Below are 21,019 nucleotides of genomic sequence, written 5' to 3' on the forward strand. Positions count from 1 at the left end.
CGATCGTTCGTGAAGGTTGGAGGAGGCAACTGATGACGGGCAGCACCCTGACCAGCGATCCGGCCGAGTTCTACCGCGAGGGGCTCGCCCACGGGGAGCTCCGCTACCAGCGGTGCCAGTGGTGTGCGACGCGCTTCTCGCAGGTCAGCCTGCTCTGCGCCACCTGTGGCGGGACCGACTTCGTCTGGGAGCGCAGCAGCGGGCACGGACGGATCCATGCCCTGCCGCGCACCGCCGCCCCCGCCGACTGGCGGGAGTGCACCGCGGTGGTCGAGCTCGACGAGGGCTTCCGGATGCACGCGACGCTCGCGCCGACCGCCGCCCACCGGATCTGGCGCGGCGCCCCCGTGCAGTTGGAGGTGGCCGCGGAGCAGGACGGCGGCCTGCGTCCTGTCTTCCGTCCGGTGGCCGCCTGACGACCCCCAGTCGAACGTCTGATGACCGACGTTCGGCCGGTTGAACCCGCCCGCCTGGATCTGTCACTCTCGGCACGCTCGGCGCGTCGGAAGCACGCGCGCCACGAGCACCACCAGTCTGTGACGGATCGAGGGATCGTCATGTCCGCACGTCGCGCCTCTGCGCTTCTCGCCGCCTCCGCTCTGGCGGCCACCGGTCTCGCGGTCTCCGCCGCCGCGCCGGCCTTCGCCAAGTCCTCGATCGGGCTCCATGCCGGCGCCCGCAGCGTCGTGCCGGGGGAGCGGGTCCAGCTGACCGCGTCCGGTGCCACCGACGACTTCGGCGGCGCCCCGGTCCGTCTCTGCGTGGAGGAGCGCACCCGTGGTTCCTGGCACATCGTCAGCTGTGGCCACGAGGGGACGGTCCGCGCCGACGTCCGGGCGGGCCGGGCCGGGGTGCTGGCCTTCCGCGCCCAGCTGCTCGCCGCCAACGCCCACGGGCATCTCGTCGTCGACCGCACCTCCCAGGTCGTCACCGTCCACGTGGGCTGACCGCTGCGCGGAGCCGGGGGGGCCGTGAGGCCCCCTTGAGGACGCTAGTAAGGTATGCCTAAGCTAACCACCAAGGGGTGGCCGGCTGAGTGCTGCCGTGCGTGTGCGTCCGGGCGAATGGCCCCGGGGAAGGGGCCATGGATGTGGAACGACGCGTTCCCTAGCTTCCTGATCGGTCTGCGGGAGGGGCTGGAGGCCGGCCTGGTCGTCTCCATCCTGGTGGCGACCCTCGTCCGCGGAGACGAGAAGGGTCGGCTGCCACAGGTCTGGACGGGTGTCCTGGCCGCCGTCGGACTCTCCTTCAGCTTCGGCGCGGTGCTGACCTTCACCTCCGCCAACCTCTCGGCCAAGGCCCAGGAGGCGTTCGGCGGCTGTCTCAGCGTCATCGCGGTGGCCTTCGTCACAGCGATGGTCTTCTGGATGCGGCGCAACGCCCGCAACCTCTCCGGCGAGATCAAGGAGAAGGTGACCGCGGCCCTGGCCATGGGGTCGGGCATGCTGATCGTCACCAGCTTCCTGGCCGTCGGCCGCGAGGGGCTGGAGACGGCGCTCTTCATCTGGACCACCGCGCAGACGGCGGGTGAGTCCACCGGTCCCCTCATCGGCGCCGCGATCGGTCTGGTGCTGGCGACGGCCCTGTGCTGGGGCCTGTACCGGCGCGTGCTGAAGATCAACCTGACGAAGTTCTTCACCTACACCGGCGTCGGACTGATCGTCATCGCCGCCGGCGTCCTCGCCTACGGGCTGCGCGACCTCCAGGAGGGCGGCATCCTTCCCGGTGCGACCGCCTTCGCGGTGGACCTGAGCGGCAGCATCGACCAGAACTCCTGGTACGCGACGCTGGTTCAGGGTGTCCTCAACCTCACCACGCAGATGACGTGGCTCCAGGTCGTCGCCTACGTGGTCTACCTCGGCGTCGTCATGACGCTCTTCGTCCGCGGTCTGCGCACGCCCAAGCCCGCCGCGCCCAAGCCTGCCGCGCCCAAGCCCGAGCCGGTCGCCTCCGTCGTGGAGCAGACGGAGGCGGCAGAGGCCGAGGCGGCCGCGCCGCGAAACCGCCGCTGGCTGGTGCCCGCCGCCGTGGTCGCCGTCCCGGCGGTCGTCGCCGGGGCCGTGATCGTCGGCTCCGACGGCAAGCAGGCCGCCGCCGCGACCGTCGCGGTCTCGCCGACCCAGTGCGGCCAGGGCTTCACCGCCCCGCAACCTGGTCAGCAGACCTTCCAGATGCACAACACCGGCTCGCAGACCTCCGAGGTCTACCTGGTCAACCCGGCCACCAACGCCGTCTACGGCGAGATCGAGGGCCTCGCGCCGGGCACCACCCGGGCGCTGGTCGCCACCATCGGCTCCGGCCAGTACGCCTGGCGCTGCGTGCCGACCGGCGGAAAGGCCGTCACCTCCGCGGCCGTCAGCGTCTCCGGCGGCGGCTCGGTGGCCGCCGTGCTGCCCGTCTCCGAACAGGACCTGGCCGGGCCGCTCGCCGCCTACAAGAGCTACGTCGACGCGGGCCTCGCGACACTGCAGGGGCAGACCGCCCGGCTCGCCGCCGACCTGCACGCCGGCAAACTCGACGCCGCCAAGGCGGACTGGCTGACCGCCCACCTGCAGTACTCCTCGCTGGGCGCGGCGTACGGCACCTTCCAGGACTTCGACAAGCGGATCAACGGACGTGCCGACGGCCTGCCGCAGGGCGTGAACGACCCGGACTTCCACGGCTTCCACCGCATCGAGTACGGCCTGTGGCACGGGCAGGCGGCGGCGGTGCTGGCACCGATCGCCGACCAGCTGGCCACCGACGTGACCGGGCTGCGCAAGGCCTTCCCGAGCCAGGACTTCGACCCCTCGGACCTGCCGCTGCGCACCCACGAGATCCTGGAGAACACCCTCCAGTTCGAGCTCACCGCCGACACCGACGAGGGCAGCGGCACCAACCTGGCCACCGCGCAGGCCAACGTCGCCGGCACGCAGGAGCTGCTCACGCTGCTCCGCCCGCTGATCGCCAAGCGCAGCCCCGACCTGCTCGGCATCGTCGACGCCGAGACGGCCCGCTTCCTGGGCCTGCTCAAGCAGGCCCAGCAGCCGAACGGCTCGTGGACGCCGGTGCAGCAGCTCGACCCGACGCTGCGCGCGCAGCTCAACGGCTCGCTCGGCCAGCTGCTCGAAGACCTCTCGCCCATTCCCGACCTGCTCGAGATCCGGAAGTCCGCCTGATGAGCGACATGACCGACCACCAGACTGTGACCGGCTCCTGCCCGTTCGGCTACACGGCGGGCGACCACCCCGGCTCCTCCCGCCGCAGCTTCGTCAAGACCGCGCTCGGCGCGGGCGCGGCCGGTGCCGCGATCGCGGGCGGCGCGCTGACGCTGACCGGCGCCGCCGCCACCCCGGCCGCCGCCGACTCCTCCGACGGCTTCAGCACCGGAACCGTCACCTTCCAGGGCGCGCACCAGGCGGGCATCACCACTCCCGCGCCCGCCTTCGCGGCGTTCCTCTCGCTCACCGTCATCGCCGCGGACAAGGCCGGGCTGGAGCAGCTCCTGCGCACCCTGACCGACCGGATCCGCTTCCTCACCTCCGGCGGCACCCCGCCGGACCTCGGCGTCGGCGCGCCGCCCTCCGACAACGGCATCCTCGGCCCGGAGGTCCCCGCGGACGACCTGACCGTCACCGTCGGCGTCGGCGCCTCGCTCTTCGACGGCCGCTTCGGCCTGGCCAAGCAGCGCCCGGCCAAGCTGACGCCGATGCGGACGTTCCCGAACGACAACCTGAACCCGGCCGAGTGCCACGGCGACCTCAGCCTGCAGATCTGCGCCTCCCGCCAGGACACCGTGCTGCACGCGATGCGAGACATCGCCAAGCACACCCGCGGCCTGATGCAGGTCAAGTGGCGCATCGACGGTTTCCAGTCCGCGCCGCGTCCCACCGGCGCGCAGCGCAACCTGCTCGGCTTCAAGGACGGCATCGCCAACCCCGACGTGGCCTCCGGCCGCGAGATGGACCGGCTGGTCTGGGTGCAGCCCGGCGCCGGTGAGCCGGCCTGGGCCGTCGGCGGCAGCTACCAGGTGATCCGGATCATCCGGATGCTCGTGGAGTTCTGGGACCGGGTCTCGCTCACCGAGCAGGAGAAGATGTTCGGCCGCCGCAAGGACACCGGCGCCCCGCTGGACGGCGCGAACGAGACCGACATCCCCGACTACGCCAAGGACCCCCAGGGCAACGCGATCCCGCTGGACGCCCACATCCGCCTGGCCAACCCGCGCACGGCGAAGACCGACGACTCCCGGATCCTGCGCCGCGGCTTCAACTACGACCGCGGCGTCGACAGCGTCGGCAACCTCGACATGGGCCTCGCCTTCTGCTGCTACCAGCAGGACGTCGTGCGCCAGTTCGAGGGCACCCAGACCCGGCTGATCGACGAGCCGCTGGTCGACTACATCTCGCCGACCGGCGGCGGGTACTTCTTCGCGCTACCGGGCGTCAAGGACGACAAGGACTGGCTCGGCCGCGGCCTGCTGTCGGCCTGAACCGGCCGGAAGCGGCTGGAAGTGGCCGGAAGTGTGCGTCTCCCCTCGTGATCAGGCAAGGTAAGAGCCAGAAGTACGAGGGGAGCAGTAGGTGCCCGAGGGCGTGCGGCCAGGAGAGCCGGAGCAGGAACCAGCCAAGGAGGCCGAGGAGGAGCGGACGGTCACCCCCGGGCTGCTCGGTCCCTCCGAACCGGTCGGCACCACGCCCTCCTCACTGGAGGCCTCCGACGAGGAGACTGCGGGCTTCGACGACGAGGGCTCCGACGCCGACTGGGCGCACTTCGGCTACACCCCGACCACCGGCATCCCCGTCGAGGCGCTCCGCCGCGACCTGCGGCGCGGTCGTCCGGGCGAGGCGCCCTGGCCGGACCGGATGCGGACGCTGCTGCGCACCCCGATGTCCGAGCGGCCCGCGTTCGAGCGCACCGAGACCGAGGAACAGGCCGCCGAGGTCACCGCGCCCAAGGTGGCACGCGTCCTGGACCTGACGCTCCGCATCGGCGAACTCCTGCTGGCCAGCGGCGAGGCCGCCGAGGACGTCGAGGCGGCCATGCTGGGCGTCTCGCACGCGCTGGGCCTGGACCGTTGCGAGCCGCAGGTCACCTTCACGCTGATCTCCATCACCTACCAGCCCTCGCTGGTCGAGCCGCCCGTCACCTCCGCCCGCGTGGTGCGGCGCCGCGGCTCCGACTACACCCGGCTGGCCTCCGTCTACCGGCTCGTCGCCGACATAACGTCCGAGAAGGTCGGCGTCGAGGAGGCCTACGGCCGCCTTGCCGAGATCCGCCGCAACCGGCACCCCTACCCGACCTGGCTGCTCTCGATCGCCACCGGTGCGCTCGCCGGGGCGGCGACGCTGCTGGTCGGCGGCAGGGTCGACGGGCAGGCCTGGCTGGTGCTGCTCTGCGCGTTCGTCGCCTCCGTGATCGGCGACCGGCTCGCCTGGCTGATCTCCACCCGCGGCCTGCCGGAGTTCTACCAGTTCGTCGTCGCCGCCACCCCGGCCGCGGCCCTCGGCGTCGGCCTCACCCTGATCGGCTCCGGCCTGCGCGGCTCCGTCGTCATCACCGGCGGCCTGTACGCGCTGCTGCCCGGCCGCGCCCTGGTCGCGGCCGTCGCCGACGGGCTGACCGGCTTCTACATCACCGCCGCGGCCCGCCTCCTGGAGGTCCTCTACCTCGTCGTCGGCATCGTGCTGGGCGTCACGCTGGTGCTCTACATCGGGGTCAACTTCGGCGCCAGCCTCCACCCCGAGCAGACCTTCGCCCAGAAGGCGGCCCCGCTGGTCCAGCTGCCGGCGGCGATGGCGCTGACGCTCTGCTTCGCGGTGCTGCTGCAGACCTCGCGCCGGGTGCTGCCGGTCGTCACCGTGCTGGGCGGCGTCGGCTGGGTCACCTACGGGGTGCTGCGGGAGGCGAACATCTCCGCGATCGTCGCCACGGCGGTGGCCGCGACCCTCGTCGGCCTCTTCGGCCAGATGGCGTCGCGTTACCGCTACGCGTCCTCGCTGCCCTACGTCACCGCCGCGCTCGGCCCGCTGCTGCCCGGGTCGGTGATCTACCTCGGCCTGCTCTCGTTCACCCAGAACGAGCCGATCCCCGGCCTGCTCTCGGTCATCCGCGCGGCCGCGCTGGCCCTCGCGCTGGCCGTCGGCGTCAACCTCGGCGGGGAGCTGGCCCGTCTCTTCCTGAAGATCCCTCAGGGCGAGGGGCCGAAGCCGGTCCGCGGCGCGGCGAAGCGCACCAGAGGCTTCTGATGCGCGAGCACGGCTGGGGCTACTACGTCCACCACATCCAGGACCCGGGCAAGCAGCCGCTCTTCCTCCTGCTCGTCGGGTTCATCGGCTCGTTCCTGTTCATCCGCTTCAGCGTGCGGATGATCCGGCGCGGCGTGCGGTGGTGGCCCGGCAACGTCACCCCCGGCGGCCTGCACATCCACCACGTGGTCTTCGGGGTCTTCTTCCTCCTCGTGGCCGGCTTCACCGTGTTCGCGACGGACGGCACCCATCCGTGGATCGACGCCGCCGGACTGCTGTTCGGCATCGGCTGCGGGCTGGTCCTGGACGAGTTCGCGCTGCTGCTGCATCTGGAGGACGTCTACTGGAGCGAGCAGGGCCGCAAGTCCGTCGACGCGGTGATCGTCGGCATCCTCTTCGCGGGGCTGCTGCTGGTCGGCTACCTGCCACTGGGCGTCACCCCCGGCACGCCGATCCGCTGGGGCGCGATCGGGGTCATCTCGGTCAACGCGTGCTTCACGGTCGTGGCGCTGCTCAAGGGCAAGTTCTGGAGCGGCATGCTCGGCATCATGGTGCCGGGCCTGTCGTGGATCGCCGCCATCCGCCTGGCGCGTCCGCGCAGTCCCTGGGCCCGGTGGCGCTACACCCGCCGCCCCCGCAAGTTCGCTCGCGCGAGGCGCCGGGACGCCCGCTGGCACCGCCGCTACGATGTGGCCCGCACGTGGTTCTTCGACCTGATCGCCGGCAAGCCCACGTCCCCCGGCCAGGCCCCCTCCCGCGCCCACCTGTTCGCGGAACGCTGGGCGCACCGCATGGCGGCCCGCCTCGAACACGCGGCGTACACCCCGCTGGACCAGGCCCGCGTCCAGAAACTCGCCCACCTCAACCGCCTGGCCGCGAAGCGGGGCCCCAAACCCTCCACCGGCACCGCCGAGTCCGCGCGCCGCAGGGCCGCGGCGAAGCGCAGACGCGCGGTGGCGGCGGGAAGGTCAAAGGGCCACCTGTAGTTGCACCACCTCAGGGGCGCGAGGAACTGCGCGACAAGCCACCGGCGTGCCGATGGTCCTCAACGAGCAGGGCCATCCGTACAGGGTGGTTTCTCGCGCAGTTCCTCGCGCCCCTGGGGGTTGCACCTGACCCTCCGTCACTCCAGTGGCTCTCCCGGCGGTGCGGCCGTCTGACGGAGGGCCAGACTGGGGAGTGTGAACCGCCGTACCGCCACCCTTGTCGCCGCCGTCGTGGTCCTGCTCGCCGCGCCGCAGGCGGCCGCTGACAATCCGCCCGGGCCGTCCGCAGGACGGCTCGCGGCGGCGCAGAGCGCCACGAGCGCCGCGCAGGCGCAGGTCGACGCGGTCGAGGCGCAGCTCGTCGCCGCGCGCAGCGCCGAGGCGGCGATGGACGTGCGCGTGGAGACCGCCGTGGAGGCGTACGACGGCGCCGCCGTCGCCCAGCAGCGGGCCACCGCCCTCGCCGCGGGGACCGCGGCGCAGTCCGTCCGGGCGGACGCCGCGGAGGGGGCCGCGCGGGACGTCGTGGGCGTGCTGGCCGCACAGCAGTACCGGGACGGGGGCTCGCCGCAGCTGGCCGGCTTCGCGGGCCTGCTCGCGGCGCACGATCCGCACGCCGCCGAACTCGCGGCCCAGGCCGCCCTGGGCGCGGCCGAGGACGCGCGGAGCGCGCTCCAGCAGGCGGTCGCCACCGCGACGCAGGCGGCGCTCGCGGACGGGGCCGCGCAGCGGGCCGCCGCGGCCGCCGCGGCGGCGACCGCGAAGCTCGCCGCCGCCAGGACGGCCGCGCAGCAGCAGCTGACCGCCCAGCAGGCGCAGGTCGCGGCGCTGGACGCGCAGCACACCGCGCTGCTCGGCGGCCTCGTCGAGGCCCAGCGCGTCGCCCTGCGGTTGGAGGAGGCCCACGCCCAGGCGCTCGCCGCCGAGGCCGCCCGGCTGGCGGCGCTGGCCAAGCAGCCGCCGCAGCCGCCCGCGCCTCGGCCGGGCGACACCCGCGGCGTCCTCGCCTTCGCCCGCGCGGCCCTCGGCCTGCCGTACGTCTGGGGTGGGGCGGGTCCGCAGGACTACGACTGCTCGGGTCTGACCATGCGCGCCTGGCAGCGGGCGGGCGTCCAGCTCCCGCACTACGCGGCGGACCAGTACGCGGACTCCCACCCGGTGACCTACCGCCAGCTCCAGCCGGGCGATCTGGTCTTCTGGTCCCACGACGGCAGCCCGCAGGGCATCTACCACGTCGCCCTCTACACCGGCGACGACTCCATCATCGAGGCCCCGCGCACCGGCGACGTCGTGAAGACCGCCTCCTTGTGGATCATGGGCACCCCGGACTTCTACGCACGTCCCTGAAGCGCTCGTACGCCTCGCGGCCGTCGGGGAGGAAGTCCGGCCGGCGGACCAGGGCGTCGAGCTCGTCCACGGTCACCCAGGCGTGCCAGGCGATCTCGGCCGGGTCGGGGTGGATGGCGCCGCTGACGAGGGCTTCGTGCAGGCCCAGCCAGTACGGGCTGACGGCGCCGTCGCACCGGAACTTCAGAACGAACCCCGGGCGGGCGTCGACGCCGAGTTCCTCCGCCAGTTCCCTCGCGGCGGCGGCCTCGTAGGACTCGCCCGCGCCGACCGCCCCGCCGAGCAGCCAGTTGAGCCGGCCCGGGAAGCGGATGTCGTCCTCGGGGCGGCGGTGGACGAGGACCAGTCCGGCGGGGTCGTGGCAGACGACGGTCGCGACCCGGTGGAGCCAGCGTCGGCGGATCGCCTCGTCGCGGTCGACGACCCCCAGGACCTCGTCGTGCTCGTCGACCCGCTCCACCTGTTCCCCCATGGGGGGCGAACCTACTGGGCCAGGCCCAGCGCACGGAAGGTCACGCGCTGGTCGTACCAGAGCAGGCCGACCGTCGCGGCCGTCATCAGGGCCGCCATCGCGAGGTGTCCGGCGGTTCCCTCGACCTGGGTGCCGAGCGCCGCCAGCAGGCCGTGGACGCCGACCCGGAGGGCGATGAGGCCGACGAGGATCTTCCGGCTGCGTCCGTTCTTCAGCATCGCCCGCAGCAGCTTGCGGCGTCGGCCGAAGACGGTGAACCCGACGACCATGTTGACCAGGCCCAGCCCGGTCAGCACCATCCACGCGTCGGGGTGGAGCCTGGTCACGTCGTACGCCGCGCCCATCAGTCCCTCGAAGGCGAAGAACCACGGGGAGAGAGGCCTGATGTCCTCCTGCTGCAGGGCGGGCTGCTGCTTGGAGCCGAACGTGGAGCCGATCGCGGTGCTGATGCTGAGCGCCATGGTGGTGGTCCCCCTGAGAGTGTCCGTCTCGAACAGGTCGAGCCTCTCGCGCCCAGGGGGTGGCCCGGCAGAATCATCGATCCTGACTCGGGCAGGACATTTGTCATACCCGGGCCATGACAGGGCGGCTCAGCGCGCGATCAGCAGCAGTACGCGCACGTGGGCGAAGTCCTGAGCCTCCTTCACCCGGTAGTGCCCGGCCAGCAGGTCGCGGATGGCGGGCGGCATCTGGTCGAAGCTGTGCCCCTGCGGGGTCGTGGAGAAGAGCCAGATGCGTGTCACGCCCGCCGCGCACACCGCCGGGACCTGGCAGTTCGAGGGGTCGAACCAGCCCTTCGACACCGCGCTCTGGGCCGCGAACACGTCGTGCGGGGGCGTGGGGTCGTGGCGCAGCTGGTAGGCGAGGGCGAGGCGGGGTTCCCGGTAGCCGTTGAAGGCCATGCCGTCGCCCGGGGCGACGTGCTTGAGCATCCAGGCGGTGGCCGCCTGCCAGTCCGGCTCGCCGGGCAGGGGGTTGGCGCGGACGGTGCCGGCGTCGCCGAGAGTGCCGAGCGCGAGCGCACCGGCCGCCAGGGTCGCGGCGAGCGGCACCCGCCAGGCCGCCGACGAGGTGTCGAAGCCGGGCAGCTTGGCGAGCAGCGCACACAGGCCCGCCGCGGCCAGCAGGGACCACGCGGGCAGCGTGAAGAGCAGGTAGCGGCTGATGAAGAGGTTCAGCACGCTCTGCGTGGCGGCGAGCAGCACCGGCGGAAGCGCGGCCCAGCACAGCAGCACCACGGCGGTCCCGCTCCCGCCGCGGCGGACGAGGAGCAGCCCGACCAGCCCGAGGCCGATCACCGCCCATGCGGCCACCGCCGAGTGGAACAGGTCCGGGGGGTAACCGGGCAGGGTCTCCTGCCCGCCCTTGATCCAGGCGATCTGACTGCTCTGCGCGTGACCGAGCACCAGGAGCGGCAGCACCGGCAGCAGTCCGACGGCCGCGGCACCCGCCCAGGACAGCAGGCGGCGCGCACCCCCGCCCCGCGTGGTGAGCACGAGTGCGAGGTGGGCCGCGAGGATCGTCAGGGTGACCAGGTGGACGGCGCCCATACAGGTCACCAGCACCGCGTAGCCGGCCCAGCGGGCCACGGAGGAGCGGTCCAGTGCGCGGAGGAGCAGCAGCGTCGCGGCCAGGGCGGCGAGGACGGCGAAGGCGTAGGGACGGGCCTCCTGCGCGTAGCGCGTCACCATGGGGATCACGGCGAAGAGCAGCCCGGCCGCCAGGCCGACCCGCTTGTCGAACATCCGGCGCCCCAGGGCGACGAGCAGTCCCGCCGCCCCGGCCATCGCCAGCACCGAGGGGATGCGCAGCGCGGCGGCGGAGTCGCCGAACGCGGAGATCCACAGGTGCAGCAGGACGTAGTACGGCGCCAGCACGATGTCGACGTTGTCGAGCAGGTGGCCCAGGTCGCTCCAGGAGAGGGTGGCCGCCCACCAGCTGGCGTACTCGTCCTCCCAGGGCTGCCGGTGGCCGACGCCGATCAGGCCGAGGGCGAGCGTGAGCACGGTCGGCGTGAGCCAGTAGACCGTCGGAAGGGGCTCGCGGGAGGGTTCCTCGTCGTGTCCGCGGCGCCGTGACCGAGGGCGGACCACGACCTCGTCCATCAGCTCGTGGTCCGTCAGCTCGTGGCCCCGGGCGTGCGTCTCGGCCATCAGGGCGCCTTCTGGGTCGAGGTCGAGGCCGGTGTCGGGGTCGAGCCGGGGACCGGGTCCTGGTTCGCGCCCGCGGGCGGCCATGCCGTGGTGGGCCGGGCCAGGCGGGGCAGGTCGGCCTTGATCCCGGCCCGGAACGCCCGCAGGCTCGCCGGGTCGGCGTCGAAGCGCCAGTTGCCGGTGCCGCCCGACGAGGGGTCCTTCTCGAACCAGATGAAGCCGATGATGTCCTTGTTCTTCGGCAGCCAGGACAGGAAGTCGGTGATCCACCGGGACTTGACCGACGGCAGCGCCCCGGTCTCGGTGATGAGGATGGGCTTGTGCGGAGCGACCTTGCGCAGCTGGGTCAGCGTCGTGCCGAAGGTGGCCTTGGCCTTGGTCTCGGCGCCGTAGCCGACCAGGCCGACCCAGTCGACGTAGGCGTTGCCGGGGTAGAGCGGCGCGAGCCTGACGTCCGGGAGGGCCCGGACGATGTTCGGGCTCCAGAGCCAGATCACGTTGTCGGCGCCGGCCTGCGTGAACAGGTCGTGCACGTGGCGCCAGGCCTTGACGTAGTCGCCGCGGTGGTTGCCGTTGGTCTGCTCCGACCACGGGTACCAGTTGCCGTTCATCTCGTGCGCGAAGCGCAGCACCAGGGGCATCCTGCTCGCTGCGACGGCGCGGGCGAACCGGGTGATGTAGGCGTCGTAGGAGCCGCCGGCGATGCGGGCGAGGCGGTAGGCGGGCTGGTCGGTGTCGAACGACGGCGTGCCCTTCCTGCCGTTCCTGGCAGGCAGGCCCTTCCACGGCTCCCAGCTCAGCACCGGCACGGTGCCGTGGCGGTAGGCCGAGGCGACGGCCGCCGGGTCGAAGTCCTGCGTCCACTTGACGAAGTACTCGGTCATGTCCGGCGCGGCGCCGCTCTCCGCGGTCACCTTCTTCACCTCGGCGCCCGACCACGGGGCGCTCGGGGTGGCCACGCCGTAGTACAGGCCGCCGGGGTTCAGCAGCTGCTGCTTGGTGGGGATGACCGAGATCGGCGCACGGTGGGCGGCCGGGACGCCGTGCGTGGAATGCGCGGCGTCCGAACTGCTGCCGGCCGGGCCGGCGACCGCGCTGTGGGTGACGGCGACGGAGACCGCGTAGCTGATCAGGGCGAGCGCGGTCACGTTGACGATCATCCAGAGCCGCAGCCGGACGCCGTTGCCGCGCCGGAACGGCGCCCACACCCTGCGGTGCGTCAGATTCGAGTCAGACACTCATCATCACCGAGCCCGCCAGCATGAGCGCTCCGATCACGTAGGGGACGGCGACCAGGGGGCTGCGGGTCCGCTCGCCGGCGAAGCTGTCGGCCCGGGTGCCCCAACCGGCGTTGTGCGCGCAGCGGAAGAAGCCGAAGAGCCGCACCGGGAGCAGCAGCAGCGTGTTGATCAGCATGAAGACCGGCAGGAAGACCATGTCCCTGGGCCGGTAGGCGAAGTGGCGGCCGAAGCGGATGGCGATCGACAGCAGCGACATCAGCGCCGCGAGCCCGACGATGACCAGGCTCGCCTGCCACGGGGTGTGCGGGAGCGGCAGCTGGTCGTACAGACCGGGACGGGAGCCCTGGAAGAAGGCGCCGATCCAGGCGCCGAAGGTGCCCAGCAGCACGAACGGCACGGCGATGTCGGCCACGTAGAACAGGCAGAGCATCCGGGCGTGCACGAGCATCCAGCCGAGCATGCGCAGGGTGTTGTACTGCGAGCCGCGGGCCCAGCGGTACTGCTGCTTGGTCAGCTTCTTCAGCTGCAGCGGCGCGTCGGTGTAGACCAGCGAGGTGGACTGGTAGACCGTCTTGTACCCGGCCATCAGCGTGTAGTTGGTGAGCGTACGGTCGTCGCTGACCTCGAGGAAGACGCCGAGGAACTTCTCGCCCAGGAAGCGGTCCATGCAGTCGGCGAGGATCGAGCTGCGGAAGGCGATGGTGCGCCCGGGAAGGCAGCCGACGGTGCCGAGCGCGCTCATGGCGGGCATGGAGTACTGGCAGCGCACGCTCTCCAGCCAGTCGGCCCAGCGGGTCAGCACCGAGCGACCCGGGTCGAGGATCCGCTGACGGGTGGTCACACCGCCGACCTCGGGATCGCGGAACGGCTTGACCAGCTCGGAGAGGGTGTTCGCGGTCCACACCGTGTCGGAGTCGACCAGGACGGCGATCTCGCCGGTGGACGCGTCCAGGCCCACCTTCAGCGCGTTGCGCTTGCCGGGGATCTCGGTCCAGCTCCAGAAGACCCCGAGGTCGTCGCAGATCCGTTCCAGGTCGGGGTTACGCGGTCCGTTGATCACCACGATGATCTCGGTCGGCTGCTGCGCCCTGATCCGGCCGAGCACGTCGCGGAAGAGGTCCTCCGGCTCGTCCACCACGGGGATGATGACCGAGGTCGTGGTGTCGTACGGCCGCAGCCACGGCCGGTAGCGCCGGGCCAGGATGATCCGGACCACCCAGAGGAGCCATATCGAGGCCATGAAGACGGCGAAGGGGTAGACCGTCCCCACCCGCCACCACTGTCGGCACTCCAACAAGAAAGCCAGCAAGTGCTATCACCTGATCGCTGAGGGATCGGCAGTGGCTCGAACGAGTGCCGATGGCGATCGATGCTAGCGATCAGGTGCCAGGCCCAGACGTGGCCAAAAGTCCACGAATCAGACATCAATGAGTAGTTGTTATGCATGTGTGACAAGGTCTGGTGAAGGCCATTTCACGTTTTGTTCACTACCTGGAAGGATGCGCCCACCCGACTGTCAGGAGGAGCGCGCGCATGAGGGTCACCGTCATAGGCACCGGCTATCTCGGCGCCACCCACGCTGCCTGCATGGCCGAACTCGGCCACGAGGTGCTCGGTCTCGACGTCGACCCGGACCGGATCGCGGCGCTGGCGGCCGGTCGGCTCCCCTTCTACGAACCCGGCCTGGACGAGCTGATCACCACCCATGTCGCGTCCGGCAGGCTGAGGTTCACCACCTCCTACGCCGAGGTTGCCGCATTCGGGGAGATCCACTTCTCCTGTGTCGGCACCCCGCAGCAGCCCGGCGCCCAGGCCGCCGACCTGCGCTACGTCGAGGCCGTCATCGACTCGCTCGCGCCCCACCTGGAGCGCCCGGCCCTGGTCGTGGGCAAGTCCACCGTCCCGGTCGGCACAGCCGAACGCCTCGCCCGTCGCCTCGTCGAGCTCGCGCCCGTCGGCGCCGAGGCGCGCCTCGCCTGGAACCCCGAGTTCCTGCGCGAGGGTTTCGCCGTCGAGGACACCCTGCGCCCCGACCGCCTCGTTCTCGGCCTCGACCGAACCGGCGGACCGGCCGAGGAACTGCTGCGCCGCGTCTACGCGGCCGTGCTGGACGCCGGCGTCCCGCTGGTCACCACCGACTTCCCGACCGCGGAGCTGGTGAAGACCGCCGCCAACGCCTTCCTGGCCACCAAGATCTCGTTCATCAACGCCATGGCCGAGGTGTGTGAGGCCTCCGGCGCGGACGTCACCCTGCTCGCGCAGGCGCTCTCCCACGACACCCGCATCGGCGGCCGGTTCCTCTCCGCCGGTCTCGGCTTCGGCGGCGGCTGCCTGCCCAAGGACATCCGCGCCTTCGCCGCCCGCGCCGAGGAGATCGGCGCGGGGCAGGCGCTGGGCTTCCTGCGCGAGGTCGACGCGATCAACCTCCGCCGTCGTGAGCGGACCGTCGAGCTGGCCCGCGAGCTGACCGGCGGCGAGCTGGCCGGCCGCCGGATCGCGGTGTGGGGCGCGGCATTCAAGCCGAACTCCGACGACATCCGCGACTCGCCGGCCCTCGACGTCGCGGCCCGGCTGCACCGCGAGGGCGCCGACGTCACCGTCTACGACCCCCAGGCGCTGGACAACGCCCGCAAGGCCCACCCCGCCCTCGGCTTCGCCGCCTCGGCGGTCGACGCGGCGACCGACGCCGACCTCGTCCTGCACCTCACGGAGTGGGCGGAGTTCCGCACGGTCGACCCGGCCGAGCTGGCCCGCGTCGTCGCGCGGCCGTGCGTGGTCGACGGCCGCAACGCGCTGGACCCCGACGTCTGGCGTGCCGCCGGCTGGACCTACCGTGCTCTCGGCAGGCCCTGACCGGGGGTCCCGCTCCAGGAAGGACGGAAAGACGTGGCAAAGCCCGTGCGTGCGGCGATAGGGGACAAGTGGATCACTTGCCTGTTCTGCGGGGGCGATGTCTTTCGCGACCGTGAGGTGAAGCTGAACAGCTCCGGCATGGAGGTGATGAACCTCGGCTGGGCGAACGAGTCGGCCACCGGGTTGATCTGCTGGAACTGCGGCTACGTGCACCTGTTCACCAACGACGACCTCGGGCTGTACAAGGCCTGACACACAAGAACCGAGCCCGGCGGACCGAGGTCCGCCGGGCTCAGGGGTGCCGCTGGTGCGGTCAGTGCGACTTGCCGGACTCGGCCAGGCGCTTGATGGAGTTGGTGATCTCCTCCTCCGCCTCCTGGCGGCCGACCCAGTGCGCGCCCTCGACGGACTTGCCGGGCTCGAGGTCCTTGTAGACCTCGAAGAAGTGCTGGATCTCGAGGCGGTCGAACTCCGAGACGTGGTGGATGTCGCGCAGGTGCTCCCAGCGCGGGTCCGAGGCCGGGACGCAGAGCAGCTTGTCGTCGCCGCCCGCCTCGTCGGTCATGTGGAACATCCCGATGGCGCGGCACTTGATGACGCAGCCGGGGAAGGTGGGCTCCTCCAGGATGACGAGCGCGTCCAGCGGGTCGCCGTCCTCGCCGAGCGTCCCGTCGACGAAGCCGTAGTCGGCCGGGTAGCGGGTCGAGGTGAAGAGCATGCGGTCGAGGTAGATGCGACCAGACTCGTGGTCGACCTCGTACTTGTTCCGCGAACCCTTCGGGATCTCGATCGTGACGTCGAACTCCACAGCTCTCCTCCAATATCAGTGCTTGCAGCCAATAGTGTCTCCTACGGCGTGGAGTGCTCAGGAATGGGGAAGGGCCGGATGGGCAACTGGGCGGACCGGGGGAGTCGGTCGGTCGCGGCGGCGAGGGTGGCCGCGCTGCGCGTGACCCGGAAGTCGGTGCAGGTCGCGCGGCAGGCAGCCGAGGCCGCGGCGCGGCGGGCCGAGCCGACGCGGGTGTCCGCGCTGCGCTCGGCCAGGCGCGCCGGGCGCGCCTACGCGTACGCGCCGACCCGATGGGTCGTGGGCGTCGCCGCCGGCAGCGGGCTGGTGCTCGCCGTCGTCTCGATCGCGGCGGCCGGCCCCTGGGAGGGTGGGCAACGCGCGAGCGACGCCGCCCTGGCCCGCGGCCACGCCGTCGCGGGCACGGGCCACCACGGCAGGCCGACGCCGAAGCCCGCCGGACCCGCCTGGCACGACGTGGCGGACGTGCTGGACCCGGCGGGCGGCTCCGGCACCGCGCCCACCCCCCAGGGCCTCGCCGGCGCGCTGGCCGGCCCGCTCGGCGCGACCGCGCTCGGCCGGGTCACCGCCTCGGTGGTGGACGTCGCCGACGGGCACACCCTCTACGCGTCCGGCGCGGACCAGGACCAGCAGCCGGCCTCCACCAACAAGATCGCCACGGCGACCGCGGCGCTGAGCCTGCTCGGTCCCGACCACCGCTTCACCACGAAGGTCGTCGGCGACGCCACCACCGGCCTCACCCTGGTCGGCGGCGGCGATCCGACGGTCACCGCCGCCACCGGGGCGGACAGTCTCACCGCGCTCGCCGCGGCGACCGCGGCCGCGCTGAAGGCCGCGGCAGCGAGCCCCGGCACCACCAGTCCGAGCGCGACGCCTGCGGCCACCGCCCACCGGGTCGCGCTCCACTACGACCTGTCGCTCTTCTCCCTGCCCGCGCTTCACCCGATAGGCGTCAACGACAACATCGCCCTCGTCCAGGCCCTCACCGCGGACGAGGGCCGCCTCGACCCGACCAGCACCGAGAACGCCCCGCGCTACTCCGACCCGGCCGCCCACGCCGCCTCGGTCTTCGCCGCCGCGCTGGCCGCGGACGGCGTGAACGTCGACACCTCCCCGGTCACCGGCACCGCGCCCGCGGGCGCCCCGCTCCTCGCACAGATCCGGAGCGCGCCGCTGAGCGACGTCGTCGAGCGGATGCTGACCGACAGCGACAACGACATCGCGGAGGCCGTCGGCCACGCCGTCGCGATCGCCGCAGGCCGACCGGCGACGTTCACCGGGGCCGCGCAGGCCGTCCAGGCGCAGCTGACACGTCTCGGCATCCAGCTGGGCGCGACGCACCTGGCCGACTCCAGCGGCCTCGGTGACGCGGACGAGCTGCCTGCCGCCGTGCTGACCCAACTGCTGGTGCTGGACTCCTCGGCCGCCCATCCGGAGCTGCGCAGCGTCCTCTCCGGCCTGCCGATCGCGGGCTTCACGGGCACCCTGGACAACCGCTACGGCGGCCCCGGCAGCGAGGCCGGCCTCGGCGTGGTCCGCGCCAAGACGGGCTCCCTGCAGACCGTCAACACCCTGGCGGGCCTGGTCGTCGACCGCAGCGGACGGCTGCTCGCCTTCGCCTTCATGTCCAACGGCAGCTCCGACCAGAACGCGGCGCGCGCGGCCCTGGACGTCCTGGCGAGCCGACTGGCCACCTGCGGCTGCAGCTAGTGCCGTGGCCGGGTTTCTCGCGCCGACGCGGCGGAGCCGCATATGGGAAGAGCCTCGCGCCCCCGGGTGGTGCAACGTACGGTTGAGCGCATGACGAGCGCCAGCGGGAGCAGCAGCAACGGCAGCGGCACGGACATGATCGACTGGGACCTCGCGGTCGCGACGGCGACGCGTTTCGTGCGGCCGGGCCCGGAGGTGACCCGCGAGGAGGCCCGCGCCGTCGTCGCCGAGCTGCGGGTGCACGCCCGCGAGGCGGAGGGGCACGTGCGCGAGTACACCCGCATGGGCGCGCCCTCGGGCGGGACCCCGGTGCTGGTCGTGGACCGGCCGGGCTGGATCAAGGCGAACGTGGCCGGCTTCCGCACCGTCATCAGTCCGTTGACGGGCAAGCTCGCCGCCCGCCGGGCGAACGTCCCGGGCGGCGCCGCGATGAGTGCGGTCGGCAGCAAGATGACGGGGGTCGAGCTCGGGCTCGTCCTCTCCTTCCTGTCCACCAAGGTGCTCGGCCAGTACGAGACCTTCGCCCCGGCGGAGGTGCCCGCCGACCTATCCGCGATGGGCGAGCCGGCCACCCCGCCGGGACGCCTGCTGCTGGTCGCGCCGAACATCGTCTCCGTCGAGCGGGAGCTGGACGTGGACCCGCACGACTTCCGGCTCTGGGTGTGCCTGCACGAGGAGACCCACCGGACCCAGTTCACCGCGGTGCCCTGGCTGCGCGACCACATCGAGGGGGAGATCCAGGCCTTCCTCGCCGAGACCGAGATCGACCCGGCCACGCTCTTCGAGCGCCTGCGCGAGACGGTGACCGGCGGGGGAGCCACCCCGGAGAACATCGCCGAGGTGGTGCAGACGCCCGCGCAGCGGGAGATCCTCGGGCGGCTCACGGCCGTCATGTCGCTGCTGGAGGGCCACGCGGACGTGGTGATGGACGGGGTCGGGCCGCAGGTGGTGCCGTCCGTCGCGGAGATCCGGGAGAAGTTCCAGCAGCGCCGGGCCAAGGGCGCGAGCCGGATGGACCAGCTGCTGCGCCGACTGCTCGGCATGGACGCGAAGCTGCGTCAGTACCAGGACGGGGCGGTCTTCGTGAACGCGGTGCTGGACGCCGTCGGCATGGAGGGCCTCAACAAGGTCTGGACGTCCCCGAACACGCTCCCCACCAAGGAGGAGATCCACAACCCGGCCGCATGGGTGGCCCGGATGCACCGCTGAGCGGTCGACCGCGGTTCACCGCGGTTCACCCGTCCGGTGGACGCGCTGCTGCGGGACGACGACGCACCCGCGTGTCGTCCATGTCTTCTGCGACGATGTGCAACCTGACGGTCACTCTGGGTGTGAGACGATGCGGCAGTCCACCCGCCCTGAGGAGTGATCGGTCATGGGCCCCCATCCCGCGGTAGCAGCGATACGCCTGGCGGTGCGCCGGGTGCTCGCCGAGTTCTCCGACGAGGTTCCGCCTACGTTCGCCAATCCCGCCGTGCCCCCGCAGTTCATCCGCTCCGTGGGTGACGTCGACCCGCGGCACGCGAAGTTCCGCAGGCCCCGTCCGAGGCCCGCGCCCTCCGCGCCACTGGTGCTGGTGGCCTGTTCCGGCGGGGCCGACTCGATGGCCCTGGCCGCCGCCACCGTCTTCGAGGCCGCCAAGCTCGGCATCCGCGCCGGTGCGGTGACCGTCGACCACGGGCTGCAGACGGGTTCCACCACCCGCGCCGTGGAGGTCGCCACGCGCCTGCGGGACCTCGGGCTGGACCCCGTCGACGCGCTCGGCGTGAACGTTCCTGCCGCCCGCGGCCACGGCGGCCCGGAGGCCGCCGCCCGGGACGCCCGCTACGCCGCCCTGGAGGCCGCCGCCGAACGCCACGGCGCCCGCGCCGTGCTGCTCGGCCACACCCGCGACGACCAGGCCGAGACGGTCCTGCTCGGCCTCGCCCGCGGCAGCGGCACCCGCTCGCTCAGCGGCATGGCGGCCACCGCCGGCCGCTACCGCCGCCCGTTCCTGGAGCTGGACCGGGCCACCACCCGCGCCGCCTGCCACGTGCTGGACCTGCCCGTCTGGGACGACCCGCACAACACCGACCCCGCCTACACCCGCGCCCGGGTCCGCCACGAGGTGCTGCCGGTGCTGGAGAAGCACCTCGGCGGCGGCGTGGTCGAGGCCCTCGCCCGCACCGCCCGGCTCTTCCGTGACGACGCCGACGCCCTCGACGTCTGGGCCGCGCAGGTGGAGACGGAAGTCACTCATCCGGACGGACTCGACCCGGCCCGCCTCGCCGAGCTGCCCGCCGCGGTCCGCCGCCGGGTGTTGCGCCGGGCCGCGCTGGCCGCCGGGTCACCGGGCGGCGAACTGTTCGCCCGGCACGTCGAGGCCATGGACCAACTGGTGACCGCCTGGCACGGGCAGGGCCCGGTCCATCTGCCCGGAAACGTCCGGCTGCGGCGCCAGGCGGGCCGCCTGGCCTTCCGCCGCAGCTGACGTCGTCGCGCCTCCCGTAAGGTTGAGGAACGCAGACGCAGACGCAGGGGCGACGGACGACGACTCTGCGGGAATCCAGCTTCGAGGAAGTAGCGCGGGTGGACGAGAAGGACATGGGCACCGATCTTGCCAAGGTGCTCATCAGCAAGGACGAGATCGACGCCAAGCTGGCCGAGCTCGGTGCGCAGATCGACCGCGACTACGCGGGCAAGGATCTGCTCATCGTGGGTGTGCTGAAGGGCGCGGTCATGGTGATGGCCGACCTGGCCCGGACCCTGCACTCCGACGTGACCATGGACTGGATGGCCGTCTCCTCCTACGGGATGGGCACCAAGTCCTCCGGCGTGGTCCGCATCCTCAAGGACCTGGACACCGACATCTCCGGCCGCGACGTGCTGATCGTCGAGGACATCATCGACTCCGGTCTGACGTTGTCCTGGCTGCTCAGCAACCTGCAGTCGCGCAACCCGGCCTCGCTGGAGGTCTGCACGCTGCTGCGCAAGCCGGACGCGGCCAAGGTGTCGATCGACGTCAAGTACGTCGGTTTCGACATCCCCAACGAGTTCGTCGTCGGCTACGGGCTGGACTACGCGGAGAAGTTCCGCAACCTGCCCTTCGTCGGCACGCTCGCCCCGCACGTCTACGGCGGCTGATTGGTCCACTGCGGTGGGAACAGCACCCGGTTTCCCTCCGTTGGACCCTGGGAAGAGCCGTTTGACACGGGAACGCAACCGTTCACATGGAGAATGGCT

General features: G+C 72.2%; 19 protein-coding genes. 13 read left to right on the top strand and 6 right to left on the bottom strand.

Annotated elements, in window-relative coordinates:
* Nucleotides 1-32: 32 nt before the first annotated feature.
* The 7 genes from BMY61_RS17420 to BMY61_RS17450 all read left to right on the top strand — a co-directional run bounded on the left by BMY61_RS17420 (nt 33) and on the right by BMY61_RS17450 (nt 8,560).
* On the top strand, nt 33-416 hold the full coding sequence (locus tag BMY61_RS17420) for a Zn-ribbon domain-containing OB-fold protein (RefSeq protein WP_042448009.1): 384 nt from the start codon (nt 33-35) through the stop codon (nt 414-416).
* A gap of 141 nt (nt 417-557) precedes the next feature.
* Nucleotides 558-947, top strand: a complete 390-nt coding sequence (locus BMY61_RS17425; RefSeq protein WP_042448010.1) for a hypothetical protein — start codon at nt 558-560, stop codon at nt 945-947.
* A 141-nt stretch (nt 948-1,088) separates the two neighbouring features.
* Nucleotides 1,089-3,158 carry an iron uptake transporter permease EfeU gene (gene efeU, locus BMY61_RS17430; protein ID WP_042448012.1) on the top strand — a complete coding sequence of 690 codons (2,070 nt, stop codon included), beginning with the start codon at nt 1,089-1,091 and terminating at the stop codon, nt 3,156-3,158.
* Nucleotides 3,158-4,471 (top strand): iron uptake transporter deferrochelatase/peroxidase subunit, encoded by a 1,314-nt coding sequence (gene efeB / locus BMY61_RS17435; RefSeq protein ID WP_042448014.1) that lies wholly within the window; start codon nt 3,158-3,160, stop codon nt 4,469-4,471. The genes efeU and efeB overlap by 1 nt, the downstream gene beginning before the upstream one ends.
* Before the next feature lie 91 nt (nt 4,472-4,562).
* The gene (locus BMY61_RS17440; RefSeq protein ID WP_052438721.1) at nt 4,563-6,227 is read left to right on the top strand and encodes a threonine/serine exporter family protein; all 1,665 of its coding nucleotides are present in this window, start codon (nt 4,563-4,565) and stop codon (nt 6,225-6,227) included.
* Nucleotides 6,227-7,213, top strand: coding sequence for a hypothetical protein (locus tag BMY61_RS17445; RefSeq protein WP_042448015.1), 987 nt, complete (start codon nt 6,227-6,229; stop codon nt 7,211-7,213). Before BMY61_RS17440 ends, BMY61_RS17445 begins: the two co-directional genes overlap by 1 nt.
* Nucleotides 7,214-7,408: 195 nt before the next feature.
* The gene (locus BMY61_RS17450; protein WP_075003948.1) at nt 7,409-8,560 is read left to right on the top strand and encodes a C40 family peptidase; all 1,152 of its coding nucleotides are present in this window, start codon (nt 7,409-7,411) and stop codon (nt 8,558-8,560) included.
* On the opposite strand, the gene BMY61_RS17455 is transcribed toward BMY61_RS17450, so the two are convergent.
* The 5 genes from BMY61_RS17455 to BMY61_RS17475 all read right to left on the bottom strand — a co-directional run bounded on the left by BMY61_RS17455 (nt 8,526) and on the right by BMY61_RS17475 (nt 13,735).
* A complete protein-coding gene (locus BMY61_RS17455) occupies nt 8,526-9,032 on the bottom strand; it encodes an NUDIX domain-containing protein (RefSeq protein WP_042452221.1) in 507 nt (168 codons plus the stop codon). The genes BMY61_RS17450 and BMY61_RS17455 overlap by 35 nt on opposite strands.
* A gap of 11 nt (nt 9,033-9,043) precedes the next feature.
* Entirely contained in the window at nt 9,044-9,493 is a 450-nt protein-coding gene (locus BMY61_RS17460) for a hypothetical protein (RefSeq protein WP_236656237.1), read from the bottom strand.
* A 129-nt stretch (nt 9,494-9,622) separates the two neighbouring features.
* On the bottom strand, nt 9,623-11,185 hold the full coding sequence (locus tag BMY61_RS17465) for a glycosyltransferase family 39 protein (protein ID WP_143094398.1): 1,563 nt from the start codon (nt 11,183-11,185) through the stop codon (nt 9,623-9,625).
* On the bottom strand, nt 11,185-12,423 hold the full coding sequence (locus tag BMY61_RS17470) for a glycoside hydrolase family 26 protein (RefSeq protein WP_075003949.1): 1,239 nt from the start codon (nt 12,421-12,423) through the stop codon (nt 11,185-11,187). Before BMY61_RS17470 ends, BMY61_RS17465 begins: the two co-directional genes overlap by 1 nt.
* A complete protein-coding gene (locus BMY61_RS17475; RefSeq protein ID WP_042452218.1) occupies nt 12,416-13,735 on the bottom strand; it encodes a glycosyltransferase family 2 protein in 1,320 nt (439 codons plus the stop codon). The genes BMY61_RS17470 and BMY61_RS17475 overlap by 8 nt, the downstream gene beginning before the upstream one ends.
* A gap of 224 nt (nt 13,736-13,959) precedes the next feature.
* On the opposite strand from BMY61_RS17475, the gene BMY61_RS17480 reads away from it, so the two are divergent.
* Together BMY61_RS17480 and BMY61_RS17485 are read left to right on the top strand one after the other, a co-directional pair.
* Nucleotides 13,960-15,279: a UDP-glucose dehydrogenase family protein gene (locus BMY61_RS17480; protein WP_042452214.1), complete on the top strand. Its 1,320-nt coding sequence runs from the start codon at nt 13,960-13,962 to the stop codon at nt 15,277-15,279.
* Between the two features lie 33 nt (nt 15,280-15,312).
* Entirely contained in the window at nt 15,313-15,531 is a 219-nt protein-coding gene (locus BMY61_RS17485) for a hypothetical protein (protein ID WP_042452210.1), read from the top strand.
* A 61-nt stretch (nt 15,532-15,592) separates the two neighbouring features.
* Here BMY61_RS17485 and BMY61_RS17490 read toward each other — a convergent pair whose 3' ends face one another.
* Nucleotides 15,593-16,087: an inorganic diphosphatase gene (locus BMY61_RS17490; protein ID WP_042452205.1), complete on the bottom strand. Its 495-nt coding sequence runs from the start codon at nt 16,085-16,087 to the stop codon at nt 15,593-15,595.
* 63 nt (nt 16,088-16,150) lie between these two features.
* On the opposite strand from BMY61_RS17490, the gene dacB reads away from it, so the two are divergent.
* The 4 genes from dacB (at nt 16,151) to hpt (ending at nt 20,920) form a co-directional block, all read left to right on the top strand.
* The gene (gene dacB, locus BMY61_RS17495; protein WP_143094399.1) at nt 16,151-17,797 is read left to right on the top strand and encodes a D-alanyl-D-alanine carboxypeptidase/D-alanyl-D-alanine endopeptidase; all 1,647 of its coding nucleotides are present in this window, start codon (nt 16,151-16,153) and stop codon (nt 17,795-17,797) included.
* Nucleotides 17,798-17,887: 90 nt separating this feature from the next.
* A complete protein-coding gene (locus BMY61_RS17500) occupies nt 17,888-19,006 on the top strand; it encodes a zinc-dependent metalloprotease (protein WP_042452199.1) in 1,119 nt (372 codons plus the stop codon).
* Nucleotides 19,007-19,172: 166 nt separating this feature from the next.
* Nucleotides 19,173-20,267 (top strand): tRNA lysidine(34) synthetase TilS, encoded by a 1,095-nt coding sequence (gene tilS, locus BMY61_RS17505; RefSeq protein ID WP_042452197.1) that lies wholly within the window; start codon nt 19,173-19,175, stop codon nt 20,265-20,267.
* Between the two features lie 98 nt (nt 20,268-20,365).
* Nucleotides 20,366-20,920: a hypoxanthine phosphoribosyltransferase gene (hpt, locus tag BMY61_RS17510; protein ID WP_042452196.1), complete on the top strand. Its 555-nt coding sequence runs from the start codon at nt 20,366-20,368 to the stop codon at nt 20,918-20,920.
* Nucleotides 20,921-21,019: the final 99 nt, after the last annotated feature.

This window comes from Streptacidiphilus jiangxiensis (assembly GCF_900109465.1).
Lineage (GTDB): Bacteria > Actinomycetota > Actinomycetes > Streptomycetales > Streptomycetaceae > Streptacidiphilus > Streptacidiphilus jiangxiensis.